Raw genomic sequence first — 14,900 nt, 5'->3', positions numbered from 1 at the left:
GCACTGCAATAGAGCCTTGATGGCCAATATGCATCAGAAAATCAATGCCTTTTTTAAAATCACTAAAAATCTCAGCCATTTATATGTCTTCAGATTTCACTAAGAATTTATCGGCTATAAAGGGTCAAGAATAATGAAAGCACAGCGGATATGGCTGATAAAAATGATATATTCGTAGCCTATGCTTTTTGCGTTGGTGATATTTTCATGGAAATCGGCCCGGATCAGTGCATCACCAGGCTTGAAGGGGCGCTGGATTGGGTCGGTATTGCCAAAGGCGCATCCGCCATCGGCCAGCCCTTGAGCGCTTTTTTATCCGCCCATGATGCCGAGGTGATGCAATCCGCTTTCATGCTTTTGGAAAATACCCCTCGCATTGGGCCTGTGCGAGTGGCCTTTGGGGCCACAGAGGCGACAAGGCGGCGGCTGGGTCTTTTTATGTCGCGCTTATCTTCCCATGAAAAAAACACGCATATTGTGGCCATGTCGCTCAATCGATTGGATGGCGGCGAACAGAGCCGGAAACAGCCTATTCTGGATAAGGATAATTTCCTCGATCATCTGCCCAGACTTTTGGAAGAGCATGGGAAAAACAGCAATACCGATCTTCTGGTCAGCCTGTTGCAATTAAGCAAAGATGCCGATGCGGATGAACGGAAAAAATTCACCCAAACGCTGGCCACCTTATCGGTTGGCGGGCAATCGGCTGCGGAATTGAGCGATGGCCGCTTTGCGGTGGTGCATGAAGCCAATGATGAACGATCCGCCCAAACCCTGATGGATACCCTCAAAAGCACCACCGGGCAGGCGTTTGATTCCGCCACCCTTGATGCCGAATCCATGGGCAGCGGGGCGGATGCGGCCAAGGCGCTGGTTTATTCCATTCGGCAATTTTCCGATAGCGGGGAAGAATTTGACCTTGAAAATCTCACCCGCAATTATTCCCAGAATATGGAGGAAACCCGCAAGCGCATCCAATCCTTGCGGGCGCTGATCAAGGACCGCCGCTTTAATATTGCCTATCAGCCCATCGTGGCGATCACAACGAAAGCCCTGCATCATGTGGAAGCTTTGGTGCGGTTCGATATGCGCGGCGGATCGCCTTATGAAATGATCAGCTTTGCCGAACAGGTGGGGATGATCGATGAATTCGATCAGATCATGCTGGAAACCGTGATCAAAAATCTGCGCCGCCTAGTGGCGCGCGGGGCCAATCCCAGCATTGCCGTCAATCTTTCCGCGCGCTCGCTCACGACACCCTCTTTCATCAGCCGCTTGAAAGAAACCCTTCTGGCGCATCGTGGCTTGCGCCAGCATCTGATCATCGAAGTCACCGAATCCGCGCAGGTCTCCGATCTTGGGCCTTTGGGCCAATCCATCGCAATGATCCGCGAAGCGGGCTTTGCCGTTTGCCTTGATGATTTTGGTGCCGGACATTCCGGCTTTCAATATCTTCGGCAATTAAAGGTCGATGTGGTGAAGATCGATGGCAGCTATATCAAGGACGCGGAAAATGATGCGGAAAGCCGCGCCTTCTTGCGGGCCATGGCCAGCCTGTGCAAAGATCTGAAAATCAAAATGGTTGGGGAATGGATCGAAACCCCGGCCCAGGCCGAATTGCTGAAATCCGTGGGCGTGGAGCTTGGCCAGGGCTTTTTATTCGGGCGACCGATGATGACCCTGCCCAAAGAGATGCAAAAAACACCCACGCCCCCATAACATCTATCTTAGGTTTTTAAAATTTCTTCAATATTTATTGCATATTTCCTTTTCATATATTTCTTTTTTTGGTTTGACAGTGGAAGAAACATATTTTAGGACAATCCCGAAGGATCGCCCCCTGCCTATGATGTTTCGGGTTCGGGCCTTCTCCCAAATATAGATATCAAATCCGATCTGATTGAGGACGACCAATGATTGCGCTGAATGAAGCCGACATGACGGCACAGGAAACCCAAAGCCCCATCATCATGAGCGGGGCAGCCCTTGTCATGAAGGCCCTGCACGATCTTGATGTGGAGGTGATCTTTGGTTATCCGGGCGGTGCCGTTCTCCCGCTTTATGATGAATTGTTCAAGCAATCGCATATCCGGCATATTCTGGTGCGCCATGAACAGGCAGCGGTTCATGCCGCCGAAGGCTATGCCCGCGCCACCGGCAAGCCCGGCGTGGTGCTGGTTACATCCGGCCCCGGGGCCACCAATGCGGTGACCGGCATAACCGATGCCATGCTCGATAGCATCCCCATCGTGGTGCTTACCGGTCAGGTGGCCACCCATCTGATCGGCAATGATGCTTTTCAGGAAGCCGATACCATCGGCATCACCCGGCATTGTTCAAAGCATAATTATCTGGTGAAAGACCCCAATCAGCTCGCGCGGGTGATTTTTGAAGCCTTTCATGTGGCCACATCTGGGCGGCCCGGCCCTGTGGTTGTGGATCTGCCAAAAGATATTCAGGTTGGCCCTGCCCCTTATGCGCGGCCACGCGGGGTAACCCATCGCACCTATAAGCCGCAGGTGAAGGGGGATCGCGCCCTGGTCGAACAGGCAGCGGGCCTGCTCGCCGGGGCCAAAAAACCGATCATCTACAGTGGGGGAGGCATCATCAATTCCGGGCCTGAAGCCGCCGCCGCCCTGCGCGCTTTGGCCCGGCTTTCGGGCTTTCCTGTCACCTCCACATTGATGGGCCTGGGGGCCATGCCCGCCAGCGATCCGCAATTTCTGGGGATGCTGGGGATGCATGGCACTTATGAAGCGAATATGGCGATGCATGATTGTGATGTGATGCTGTGCGTGGGGGCGCGCTTTGATGATCGTGTCACGGGCCGGGTGGATGCTTTTTCACCCAACTCACGCAAAATCCATATCGATATCGATCGCTCGTCGATCAATAAGAATGTCACCGTTGATCTGGGGATCGTTGGGGATGCACGGCATGTGCTGGAGGATATCATCAGCCTTTTGCAAAGCCGCAGGGATGAATTCGATCTCGATGCTCATCAAAGCTGGTGGCACAGCATCAATCAATGGCGGGGTCGCGATTGTCTGGCGTTCGAGCAAAAGGGGCAAACCATCCTGCCCCAGCAATCGATCAAAAGATTGCATGCTCTCAGCCATCATAAAAGCCCGATCATCACCACCGAAGTGGGCCAGCACCAGATGTGGGCGGCCCAATATTTCGGCTTTGAAGCCCCGAATAAATGGCTCACATCAGGTGGGCTGGGCACCATGGGCTATGGCCTGCCCGCCGCCATTGGTGCGCAATTGGCTTTTCCCGATGCTTTGGTCATCGATATTGCCGGTGAAGCATCGATCCAGATGAATATTCAGGAACTGGCCACCGCCACCCAATATCGCCTGCCGGTGAAGATTTTCATCCTGAATAATGAATATATGGGCATGGTGCGGCAATGGCAGGAACTGACCTATGAAAGCCGCTATTCCGAAAGCTATTCCGATAGCCTGCCCGATTTTGTGAAGCTGGCCGAAGCCTATGGCTGGACCGGGCTGCGTATCAGCGATGCCGATGCTTTGGATGATGGCATCCGCACCATGATCGATACCCCCGGCCCGGTTCTGGTGGATTGCCGGGTGGCCAAGCTTGAAAATTGCTTTCCCATGGTTCCATCGGGTGCAGCCCATAATGAAATGCTGCTGGGGCCCGCCGATGTATCAGCACCGCTTTCCAGCGATGCCCAATCGCTTGTTTGATTGAAGGACGACGCTTATGTCACGCACCGACCAGATCGTGGGCCGGCACGCTATTGCGCTTGTGGTGGATAATGAAGCCGGGGTTCTGGCCCGGGTGGCCGGTTTGTTTTCCGGTCGGGGCTATAATATCGAAAGCCTGACGGTGGCCGAGGTTTCAGCCGGCCATGATGTTTCACGCATCACGATTGTAACAACTGGTACACCCATGGTGGTGGAACAGATCAAAGCCCAGCTCGAACGCCTCGTGCCGGTTCAAAAGGTCACCGATCTGAGCAGCCATGGCCCTTTTCTGGAGCGTGAACTGGCCCTTGTGAAGGTAGCAGGCAGCGGCGAAAAACGGGTCGAGGCCCTGCGGCTGGCCGATGCCTTTCGGGCGCGGGTGATCGATACCACCACCCAATCCTTCATTTTTGAGCTAACCGGCGCCCCCGATAAGATCGAGGCCTTCATCGATCTGATGCGCGATTTAGGGCTTGTGGAGGTGGCGCGCACCGGAGTGGCCGCCATCGTCCGCGGGGCCGAAGCCCTTTAGGGTCAGGACCCATTAAACGTGGCTCTCCAAGCGCATAGACATGCCGCCCACCCCTCCCCGGTAAAATAAATGTTATTTTCCTTGTGATTGTCATCGGAATGAAGATGATCGACGAATAAGGTTGTGATTTTCTGAAAATTGCAATCCACGCTGATATCTTGCATGATCAGAAACACAGCCTTAAAGCTGTAAAATAAGCGTAAAAGGCTATCACAAGCCACAACAGACCGGGGAAACGGCTCATGACATTTTCATTTCACAAAACTTTGGCCAGCACCATCACGGGCGCCGCTCTTTTCGGGGCCGCCAGCCTGTTGGGGGTGCCGCATCCCCTCGCCGCATCGCCGGTTGAGGCACAGACCAAGGACCAATCCGGGCTTGATGGGCTTTTTGCCGCAAAAACCGCGCAGGCCCAAAAATTGCTGCTCGATCTGGGGGGGATGTCCAGCCCGATCCGCAAGGAGGGCGTCAGCACCAGTTTTCTGGGCCATGATGTGAGACTGCGGCCGAATATTTTGATTGCCGAAAGCCTGGGCACCACCGATGATATTCTCGATCTGGATGGCAGCTTTGACAATGTTCTGGGTCTTGCCTTTTTCGATCTTCGCACCGGCCAGATCACCGGATTTTGTTCTGGCACGCTGGTGAATGCGCGCACGGTGATCAGCGCTGCCCATTGTAACCGCCCCGATGGCTCGACCGAGGCCGATGATCGCAATCTGGGGGTGGCCGTCACTTTAGGTGCCAATGGGATCGACGATATCAATAATGGCAATTTTGTTTTTGCCTCCAGCCATGTCACCCCTGTTGAATTTCTGCGTGATAATTTCTCGGCTGGCTATGATATCACCACCATCGCTTTGCAAGAACGGATCACCGGCATCACCCCCGCAGGCATTGTGACAAGCGCCCCCGAATTGGGGACCGAGGTGACCTTCGTGGGATTTGGCACCACGGGCACCGGCTCGGTGGAAAGCTCGTTTTTTGATTTCCGCCGGCGCGCAGCCACCAACACGCTCGATTTCATCGGCGGCTTCAATGGCGCGATCTTGCCCGATTCCCTGCTCTTTACCGATTTCGATGATCCCGCCAATCCCGGCCTGTTTGATTTTTTTGCCACCCCCGATACCACCAGCCTTGAAGGCACCACAGGCAGCGGCGATTCCGGCGGCGCGCTTTTTGTTCGCGGCGAAAATGGCGAATTATTGCTGGCTGGCATCACCAGCGGTGGCTTTAATATTTTTTCTAATGATATCAATCAGTTTGGCGATGTGGCCTTTTTCACCAATATCGCGGAAATGCAGGATTTCATTGCCGCCACCAATCCGCTGATCGAAACCCGGGCAGCGGCGGGCGATGGCGATTGGCTTGATCCCACGCGCTGGACCAATGGCTTTGTGCCCGCCAATTTCGATCCTTTGCGCGATGCTGGCGACCCCACCCTCATCGCCTCTTTTTTCGAGGTGACGCTGGATGCGCCGGGCACCACCAGCCTCAGCAATGCCGCGATAGAAATCGATACATTAAGCCTTTCGGGTGAGGCCGCTTTATCGGTCGAGGCCGCCCAGCTTGATGTGGTTGATTTCATTTCCGTCGCCGGTGGCAGGCTCGATGTGACCGGTGCCAATCTGTTGTCGGGCTCCTTGTTCATCAGCGGCGGCGCGGTCAGCATCGATGCTGATAGCGTTTATAGCGATGCTTCGCGCTTTATCGATGCCGGGCTGGTGATGAGCGGTGGCACGCTGGATATTGCCGGGCAATTTTCCACCGATTTCCTTGATCTCAGGGGCGGCAGCCTCAGGATTGCCGAGGGCGGCCTTGTCACCGATTTTGTGGGCAGCCTGCTTTCTGGCGGCACCATGGCGGTGGATGGCACCTTTGACAGTCAGAATTTTTTCCTCGATGGCGCGGCCCTCACCATCGGCGCAACCGGGATCATCGCTGATCAGGGAACCGTTTCAACGATGGGCAGCGGCAGCCTCTTGGTGAATGGCCAATTCCAGACCGGCGCCCTGGGCCTGATGGGCGGCACATTGGGCGGCAATGGCACCATCATCGCACCCTTGGGTGTGGCGCAAAGCGGCGGTGTTCTATCGCCGGGCACTTCGGTGGGAACACTCACCATCATTGGCGATCTTTTCCAGGATAGCGGTGCCACCACCCGGATCGAGATCGACCAAACCGGTGCCATTGATTTGATCGCAGTCCGCGAATTTGCCCCGGGGCAAGGTGGCAATGTGGTGCTGGATGGCACCATTCTGGTGGAAACAGCAGCGGGTGTTAATCTTGGGCGGGGGGACCGCTTCAATTTTGTGGAAGCCGATGGCAGCATCGAAAACCGGGCCAATGTGGTGGGTCAGGTCACGGCCCTCAATGGCAGCAGCAGCGTTCTGCGCTTCAGGAACAGCCTTGATGCCAATGGCAATGCCGCGGGGGTCACTGTTTTTGCCCTGCCCTTTGCTCCGCAGGCCACCAGCGTGCAGCAGCGTGATGTGGCCCGAGCGCTGGATGGCATCAGCTCCGGTACATCGATTGAAAGCGAAGGGCTGAGGGATGTGGTGCAAAGGCTGGATCGGCTGGGCACCAATGGGCAATTGCAGGCCAGCCTGCAATCCCTCAACCCCACTCAAACCTTTTTGTTTGATCGCTATGGCTTCCAGCTTTCCCGGATCCTTGCCAATACCCTGAGCCAGCGCGCGGGCACGATCCGCTCGGGTCGCCATGGGGGGATTGATGGCACCATGGGCAATGCGGCCTCCAGCCTGCGCCTTGCCGCCAATGACGAAGCCGGTGCCATGATCGCCGCCGCCGCGCAGAATGCCGAAAGCACATCGGCCAATGCTTCAGCCAATCAAGCAGCCAATGGCGGCAGCGCCCGCAGTTCTGCCCGCAGTTCTGCCTTGGGCGTGCCAGACGATATCGGCCTTTTCTTCTCTGCCGATTTCCTCAATAGCGAGAGCCAGATGGTGGAAGGCGAATTTGACAGCACCACCTTCAGCATGACCATGGGGATCGACAAACGCATCGGCCGCAATGCCCTGATCGGCGTGGCCGGGACCTTTGCCAATTTCTCAACCGATGAGTTGAATGGCCATGATAGCAGCGCCACAGCGGGGGGGATCAGCACCTATGGCAGCATCTTCCACGGGCCCTATTATGCCAGCGGCTATACCGGCGTGCAATTTTACGATCTGGAAAGCACCCGCCCGGTGATCACCGATGTCACCAGCTTTGCCCGGGGCGATGGATCTGCGCGGCAATTCATGGGGGGCTTTGATCTGGGGGCCAGCTATGGCGATGGGCCGGTGCGCTTGGGGCCGTTGGTTCGCCTGCGCCATTCCTCGCTGGATATCAATGCTTTCGAAGAAATGGGCAGCGGAGCCACCGATACCATCATCGATGATCGGAAAGCACGCGAAACGGTGCTTGGCATCGGGGGTGAGCTGAGCATCGATGTGGCAGGCAAAAATCACAGCACCAGCGCCTTCAGCCGGATCACATGGCAAAGACGGATCGGCGGTAAGGGGCAGTTCCTTACCGATGCGGCTTTTGTGGGGGATCGCACAGTGGATTTCACCGTCACCGGCACAGAAATCGATAGCAAATATGCCACCTATGCTCTGGGCATCAACAGCATGATCGGAGTCAATACCTCGATCCAACTGGCCTTTGAATCCGATATCGACCGCGATGATGTGGATGAATATCAATTGTCCTTCGGGATCAAAATCGGCTTCTGATCAGGGCACTAAGCCGGTTTGGATGCATTTTCCGCGCGCCCCTGATCGGCAGAACAATGCCGCTGGCTCCCTTCCGCCCCCTTGGGGAATAAACGGAGCCAGCGGCCAAGACCGAAAGCATGGAAAGGACGCAGTCAATGCCCTTCACAAATTTCAAAACTGACGTTCATGCCAGCGCAGATCTTTTATGGGACATGATGGTCGAGAAAATCCGCAGGCCCGATAAATTTGTACCCGGAGTTGTGTCCGTAGAGATTTTGCAAGAATTTTCAGATCTTTCCGTGGAACGACGCATGACGGTTAAAGATGGCAATAATAGCAAGATTATTCGAGAAATCATTACGGCCGATCCTGTTACACGAACCGTCATCTTCAAGCTGAAAGACGATCAAGCCTATACCGGCTACGTTCTCAACATGGTGTTTGATGAGGATGGCAAAGTCGAACTTGATTACACAATGCATTGGACGCCAAAAAACCCCGACACCCAGATCAACGAACCGAATTGGGAGAGCGCCATTCATAACGCAGTCCTACACGCCAAAAAGCTTGCGGAGGCAGAGGCTGGATGAACAGAGCTTTGGTAATCCCCCCCCCGTGATTAAGGGGGTTTAAAAGTAGAATTTTCTCGGCACTATGCATGAGGAGATTTTGAATGAAGACCAGCCGAACCAGTGAAGCGCAGATTCTTTCGATTTTGCGTCAGGTGGAAGGCGGCGTGCCGGTGGCGCAGTTGTGCCGCGAGCATGGCTTTCTGTTATGCGAATTCCAGCGGCCTTGCGGAAATCGCAGTCACAAAAGGCAGTGCCGCCCGTCAGCTTGATCTTGAAATCGGCACGGCCATATCCCTTACGCCCTGATCAAAAGCGAAAAGGCCAACACCGCTTCAGCCTGAAAAGCGATTGGAACGCGGGAAGCCCGTGGGCGGCATGCGGCCACTGCCCGCCCGCTTGCCAAGCCACAGGGCCAGATCGGTTTCCGTGCGGGTGCGGCCTTGCGAGCCGCCCATCGGCCAGCTTAAACCCTCGGCCAGATCAAGCAAACGCAGATCCGACAGGCCGCCATCCTTATAGCGTTGCAAAATCACCCCACGGCCCCGCGCCAGCACCGGCACCTCATCCAAAGGAAAAAGCAAAAGCTTGCGATTTTCACCGATGATCGCCACCGTATCGCCCCGCACCGGCAAGCAATGGGTGGCCCGCACACCCGATCCCACATTCATCACCTGCCGCCCGCCCCGGGTAGAGGCCAGAACCTTGTCGGCTTCAACCCTGAAGCCCCGCCCTTCCGATGAGGCCAGCAATAATTCGCTGCCCGGAACATAAGGAAGGAGGGCGACCACTTCCTCGTCGCTTTCCATCTCGACCAGAAGCCGCAATGGCTCGCCATGCCCCCGGCCCCCGGGCAATTTATCCGCGCCAAGGCTGTGAATCCGCCCCATCGAGGTGAAAGCAAGAATTTTATCGGTGGTGAAGGCATGGAAACGAAAACGTTCCTCATCGCCATCCTTGAACCCAAGGCTGGCTTCGGCGGCCATATGGCCCTTCAAGGCCCGAAGCCAGCCGCGCCGGGAGAAAACCACCGTCACCGGCTCGCGTTCGATCATCGCTTCGGCTGGCACGAAATCCACATCCGGCATATCCGCGAATGATGTCCGGCGTTTGCCTTCCAATGTTTCGGATCCGAAACTTTCTTTGACATGGGCCAGCTTTTCCCCCACCGCGATCCATTGACGCTCGGATGATCCCAGCAAAGCCTGCAACTCTGCCTGCTGAGTGCTCAGCTTTTCATGTTCGCCACGAATTTCCATTTCCTCAAGCTTGCGCAGGGATCGCAGGCGCATATTCAGGATTGCTTCCGCCTGCACATCGGTGAGGTCAAAGGTTTTGATCAGGGTCGCTTTCGGCTCATCTTCCTCGCGGATGATGCGGATCACCTCATCAAGATTGAGATAGGCCTTCAGATAGCCTTCCAGAATCTCAAGCCGCCGGGCAATTTTATCAAGCCGAAAAGCCGTGCGGCGCTTCAGCACGTCAAGCTGATGATCAAGAAAGGCTTCCAGAGCCTGACCCAAAGATAAAACCCGGGGGGCCCCATCCAGATCGATGACATTGAGATTGAGGGACGCCCGCACCTCAAGATCGCTGAGCCGAAACAGACTTTCCATCAGAATCCGGGGATCCACATTGCGGCTTTTGGGTTCCAGCACCAGCCGGATATCTTCGGTGGATTCATCGCGCACATCGGCCAGAATCGGCAATTTGCGATCATTGATCAATTCCGCGATTTTTTCGATCAGCTTGGATTTCGCCACCTGATAAGGAATTTCCGTGACCACGATCTGCCAGGTGCCATGGCCGATCTCTTCCTGCTCCCATCGGGCACGGGTGCGAAAGGAACCGCGCCCGGTGCGATAGGCTTCCAACATGCTGGCGCGCGGCTCAACAATCACCCCGCCGGTGGGGAAATCCGGCCCCGGCACCAAAGTCATCAGTTCATCATCCAGAACCGGGCCGCGCCGCCCCAGCCGGGCTTCGATCAGGATTTGCAGGGCATCAATCAACTCGCCCGCATTATGGGGGGGAACCGAAGTGGCCATACCCACCGCGATGCCCGCCGCCCCATTGGCCAGAAGATTGGGAAAGGCCCCGGGGAAAACCACCGGCTCTTCTTCCTCGCCATCATAGGTGCGGCGAAAATCAACCGCATCCTCATCCAGCCCATCCATCAAAAGGGCGGCCACGGCGGTCATCCGGGCTTCGGTATAGCGCATGGCCGCAGGATTATCGCCATCCACATTGCCAAAATTGCCCTGACCATCGATCAGCGGATAGCGCACGGCAAAATGCTGAGCCAATCGCACCAGCGCATCATAAACCGCCTGATCGCCATGGGGGTGATATTTACCGATCACATCCCCCACCACCCGGGCGCATTTTTTATAGCCGGTGCCGGGATCAAGCTTCAGCAGGCGCATGGCATAAAGCAGCCGCCGATGCACAGGCTTTAACCCATCGCGCACATCGGGCAGCGATCGTGACATGATCGTTGACAGGGCATAGGCAAGATACCGTTCAGACAAGGCGGCATCAAAAGGCGTTTCAAGGATCTGTTCGCTGGGAATATCACTGTTCATGGGCGGACTATAGCAGTGCTTTCAGGCTTTTCCAGTGCTGACTTTGATGGCTTTAATAACGTCCGCGCCAAGCTGCGATCAACAGCTTTAACTGCCGCATGGCCGCACCCCGGGCAAAATCCGCTTTGAAAGGATCATCGCCGCCGCGCTTCAGGCGCAGCAGATAATCATCGGTCAATATCCCCAAAAGCATGGGGCTGCGCGCTTTGGGGGGAAAATGCTTTTGCCGTTTGCGGGCGGTGGCGCAGGCTTTTGCTGCCTGCGCGGCCAGTTCGCGGATGAAGGGCTTCAATTCCGGGGCAAAGTCCCCGCGATAAAGGCTTTCAGGGGCAATGCCCGCTGCATCCAGCGCCTCTTTGGGCAGGGTCGTGTTTTGCATCGCTGCCTGAAAGCCCAGGGCCCGCACGATCCCGGTCAGGGCCCAGGCACGCCCGATGGCATGGGCCGCTTCCTGATCGGCCGGATCATCAGCCCCGCAAATCTGGGCAGCCAAAGCATTGAGCCCACCCCCCGTGGCATCGGCATAGGCGATCAGATCGCCAAGGCCCTGCGGCCCTTCATCATAAAGATCGGCGCTGCGGGCATCGATCAGCGCCATAAAGGCCGTGCGATCAAGGGCATGGCGTTCCAAAACCAAAGCCAAAGCGTCCGCCACGGGATGCCTGCGAGGCCTGCCTTCATAAAGGCCATCAATGGTTTCCCGCCACCATTGCAGGCGGATTTCCCCCAGCATCGGTTCCGATATCTGCTCGCGGGTTTTGGCCACCTCATGATTAAAGGCATAAAGAGCGGCCAGATCTTCGCGATCCTTTGGCGCGGCATAAAGCAGGGTCAGCCAACGATCATGATCATGATCGCGCACCATTTGGGCGCAGGGGCTGAGCGCGGGCAGTTTTGAATGATCGTTCTGGCTGTTCATATTTGGGGATCGCGTGCGCTTTTCAGATAGATCTGCGCCAGTTCGGCATAGCCTTCTGCCCCTTTTCGCTGCGCCTCGATATCCGCATCAGACAGCAGCCGCACTTTTTGCGCCGGGCGGCCCATCCATAATTCGCCACGCTGCATCCTTTTACCCGGAGCCAGCAGGGAACCCGCCGCCAGCATGGCATCGTCCTCGATCACGCAGCCATCCATAATGATCGCCCCCAGCCCCACAAAGCTGCGATCGTGCAAAGTGCAGCCATGAATCATCGCCATATGGCCGATCAACACATTATCGCCAATGAAGGTGGGATGGGTTTTCCGCGACACATGCACCACCGTGCCATCCTGAATATTGCTGCCCGCGCCCACATGGATGCTGTTCACATCGCCGCGCAATACGCAATTAAACCACACCGATGAACCGGCCCCGATGCGCACATCGCCAATGATTTTAGAGCCGGGGGCCAGATACACATCATCGGCGATCTGCGGCTTTGTATCGAGGAAGGGCAATAAAAGCCCCCCACCATGGCGGGAATGGGTCATGACAATCTCATCACAATTTGAAGGGCTGTTTCAACGGATCAGGGGAATAAGGGCGCCTGCATCAGGCCGGTGGTTTCCGGCAGGCCCAGCATCAGGTTCATCGCCTGCACCGCCTGCCCCGAAGATCCCTTTACCAGATTATCGATCACCGAAACAATGATCGCCCGCCCCGCGATCCGATCTTCAAACACATTGAGCAAGCACTGATTGGAGCCGCGCACATGCCGGGTCGCGGGCACCACACCCGGTTCCGCCACCCGCACAAAAGGCTCATCGGCATAGCGTTCAGCCAATATCATACGCAGATCATCAGCCGAGCGACCCTTCGCCAACCGCACATAGATCGTCTCCAACTCGCCCCGGTTCATCGGCACCAGATGGGGGGTAAAGCTCAGCCCCACCGGGCCGCCGGCGGCCTTGGCCATTTCCTGCTCCATCTCCGGCATATGGCGATGGCGGCCAAGGCCATAGGGGTGCATGGCTTCGGAAATTTCGCAAAAAAGCATCGATTCCTTCAGGCTGCGCCCGGCCCCTGTGACCCCGGATTTGGCATCGATGATGATCTCATCAGGGTCGATGGCCGCCGCCTCCAGCAGGGGCAATAAGGCCAGAAGCGCCGCAGTGGGATAGCAGCCCGGGCAGGCCACAAGGCTGGCCGAACGCAAAGCATCACGATGAAATTCAGGCAGCCCATAGACGGCCCCGCGCTGCAAGGCCACCGCCTGATGCGGACGGCCATACCATTCTTCATAAATCGCCGGATCATCGAGCCGGAAATCAGCCGATAAATCGATGATGCGGATATCTTTTTGCGTGCCCGCCACCAGATCCTCGCGCCGCTCGATCAACAGCTCATCCAAAAGGCTATGGCCGGTGGCATGCATCAGCCCCATCACCACTTCCTGACTGGTGGCATGGGGCAGCGCGCAAAAAATCAGATCCAGATCAAGCCCCGGCCATTCCACCTCATCAAGGCTGATCAGATCAGGCAAGGGCAAATGCCCCAGATGGGGAAAAACCTCGGCCAAGGGGCGGCCCGCACTGCGCCCCCCCACCAGAAGCGAGATTTCAATGGCGGGATGCCCCGAAAGGATACGAATGAGATCGGCCCCGGTATAGCCCGAAGCGCCCAGAATGCCGATGCGATATGTTTGTGTGCTCATGCCCGCAGATTATGACCAGCCAGCCCCATGAGCAAGGGCAAGCTGCACCCGATGCCTCTAAATCGGACTTTTAGGCAAAATCATTGGGTAGCTCTGCCAGCGACTCTTCCAACTCGATAAAGCTTGGCTGATGCTGGGCGGGCACATTGCGCCGCCCGATTTCAACCGAAATCTGCGGGGCATTGCCATGGAGATGCGAAATCAGCACGGTTTTGATGATGTCGAACATCTTGCCTTCTTCATTCAAAACCTGCGCAAAGCGCCCGGCAATCGGCGCCACCATCAAATATGACAGGAAAATTCCAAGGAAGGTTCCCACCAAGGCACCACCCACCATGCGCCCGAGAATTTCCACCGGCTCATTGATGGATGCCATGGTTTTGATGATCCCCAAAACCGCCGCCACGATCCCCACCGCAGGCAAGCCATCGGCCATGGTTTGCAAGGCATGTTGGGGTTCATGTTCTTCCGCATGATGGCGTTCGATATCCTGGTTCATCGCATCTTCCATCTGATGCGGATCTTCAAAATTCATGGTCATCATGCGCAAATAATCGGCGATAAAGGCAACCAGATGATGATCGGCGGCAATCCTCGGAAAATGATTGAAAATTTTCGATTCTTCGGGCTTTTCGATATGCTGTTCAATCGCCACAACGCCCTTTGTGCGCATGGTTTTGATCAGGATGAACATCAGGCTGAGCAGATCGGTATAATCCTGCCTTTGCCATTTTGCCCCCTTAAAGGCCCGGCCCATCCCACCCAGGGCTTTTTTGATGACGCCTGAGGAATTGGCGATAATAAAGGCACCAATCGATCCCCCCAGAATGATCATCAATTCAAAAGGCAGCGCATGGATGATGATCTCCATCTTGCCGCCCGCGAAAAGATAGCCGCCAAACACCATGAAGAGCACGATCACAAAACCAATAATGAGAAACATGCTCTGTCTACCACTTTGCCGAAATGTTAAAATTCCGCGCCCGGAGAAGGCGCGCGAGCCTTGAAGGCCCACTATCGTGCAACAGCCTTAAAAAAGATTAAATCTTACAGGACTAGAGCAAGCCAAAGATGGATCCCTGTGTGTTGGGGCTGTGATATGATGGGTGCGGGCGGGAGATCGTTGGATCCCTGGTTTTTTAGACC

The 14,900-nt window shown here is 55.9% G+C and carries 11 protein-coding genes and 1 pseudogene; 7 read left to right on the top strand and 5 right to left on the bottom strand.

What is annotated here, in order from left to right; genetic code table 11:
* Nucleotides 1–150: 150 nt before the first annotated feature.
* From QK300_RS01900 to QK300_RS01870, 7 genes and pseudogenes are all read left to right on the top strand, one after another.
* Complete coding sequence (locus tag QK300_RS01900; protein ID WP_281300243.1) at nucleotides 151–1,719, top strand: EAL domain-containing protein; 1,569 nt, start codon at nucleotides 151–153, stop codon at nucleotides 1,717–1,719.
* 194 nt (nucleotides 1,720–1,913) lie between these two features.
* Nucleotides 1,914–3,713, top strand: a complete 1,800-nt coding sequence (locus tag QK300_RS01895; RefSeq protein WP_281300244.1) for an acetolactate synthase 3 large subunit — start codon at nucleotides 1,914–1,916, stop codon at nucleotides 3,711–3,713.
* A 16-nt stretch (nucleotides 3,714–3,729) separates the two neighbouring features.
* Nucleotides 3,730–4,245, top strand: coding sequence for an acetolactate synthase small subunit (gene ilvN, locus QK300_RS01890; protein ID WP_042083301.1), 516 nt, complete (start codon nucleotides 3,730–3,732; stop codon nucleotides 4,243–4,245).
* A 242-nt stretch (nucleotides 4,246–4,487) separates the two neighbouring features.
* Complete coding sequence (locus tag QK300_RS01885) at nucleotides 4,488–7,985, top strand: autotransporter domain-containing protein (protein WP_281300245.1); 3,498 nt, start codon at nucleotides 4,488–4,490, stop codon at nucleotides 7,983–7,985.
* Between the two features lie 137 nt (nucleotides 7,986–8,122).
* On the top strand, nucleotides 8,123–8,557 hold the full coding sequence (locus QK300_RS01880; protein ID WP_281300246.1) for an AtaL-like protein: 435 nt from the start codon (nucleotides 8,123–8,125) through the stop codon (nucleotides 8,555–8,557).
* A gap of 83 nt (nucleotides 8,558–8,640) precedes the next feature.
* A pseudogene (locus tag QK300_RS01875) lies at nucleotides 8,641–8,736 on the top strand (transposase); the annotation flags it as partial.
* A complete protein-coding gene (locus tag QK300_RS01870) occupies nucleotides 8,732–8,845 on the top strand; it encodes an SAM hydroxide adenosyltransferase (RefSeq protein ID WP_281300247.1) in 114 nt (37 codons plus the stop codon). The pseudogene QK300_RS01875 and the gene QK300_RS01870, both read left to right, overlap by 5 nt.
* A 26-nt stretch (nucleotides 8,846–8,871) precedes the next feature.
* Here QK300_RS01870 and parC read toward each other — a convergent pair whose 3' ends face one another.
* The 5 genes from parC to motA all read right to left on the bottom strand — a co-directional run bounded on the left by parC (nucleotide 8,872) and on the right by motA (nucleotide 14,697).
* A complete protein-coding gene (gene parC, locus QK300_RS01865) occupies nucleotides 8,872–11,121 on the bottom strand; it encodes a DNA topoisomerase IV subunit A (protein WP_281300248.1) in 2,250 nt (749 codons plus the stop codon).
* Nucleotides 11,122–11,173: 52 nt separating this feature from the next.
* The gene (locus QK300_RS01860; protein ID WP_281300249.1) at nucleotides 11,174–12,040 is read right to left on the bottom strand and encodes a squalene/phytoene synthase family protein; all 867 of its coding nucleotides are present in this window, start codon (nucleotides 12,038–12,040) and stop codon (nucleotides 11,174–11,176) included.
* Complete coding sequence (locus tag QK300_RS01855; protein WP_281300250.1) at nucleotides 12,037–12,591, bottom strand: gamma carbonic anhydrase family protein; 555 nt, start codon at nucleotides 12,589–12,591, stop codon at nucleotides 12,037–12,039. The genes QK300_RS01860 and QK300_RS01855 overlap by 4 nt, the downstream gene beginning before the upstream one ends.
* 38 nt (nucleotides 12,592–12,629) lie before the next feature.
* The gene (gene argC, locus QK300_RS01850; protein WP_281300251.1) at nucleotides 12,630–13,754 is read right to left on the bottom strand and encodes an N-acetyl-gamma-glutamyl-phosphate reductase; all 1,125 of its coding nucleotides are present in this window, start codon (nucleotides 13,752–13,754) and stop codon (nucleotides 12,630–12,632) included.
* A 70-nt stretch (nucleotides 13,755–13,824) separates the two neighbouring features.
* Entirely contained in the window at nucleotides 13,825–14,697 is an 873-nt protein-coding gene (gene motA, locus QK300_RS01845) for a flagellar motor stator protein MotA (protein WP_281300252.1), read from the bottom strand.
* Nucleotides 14,698–14,900 lie beyond the last annotated feature (203 nt).

Source organism: Iodidimonas sp. MBR-22 (assembly GCF_029946565.1).
Taxonomy (GTDB): domain Bacteria; phylum Pseudomonadota; class Alphaproteobacteria; order Sphingomonadales; family Rhodothalassiaceae; genus Iodidimonas; species Iodidimonas nitroreducens.
The sequence above is the reverse complement of the archived record's forward strand: the minus strand, read 5'-3'. Positions and strand labels throughout refer to the sequence as shown.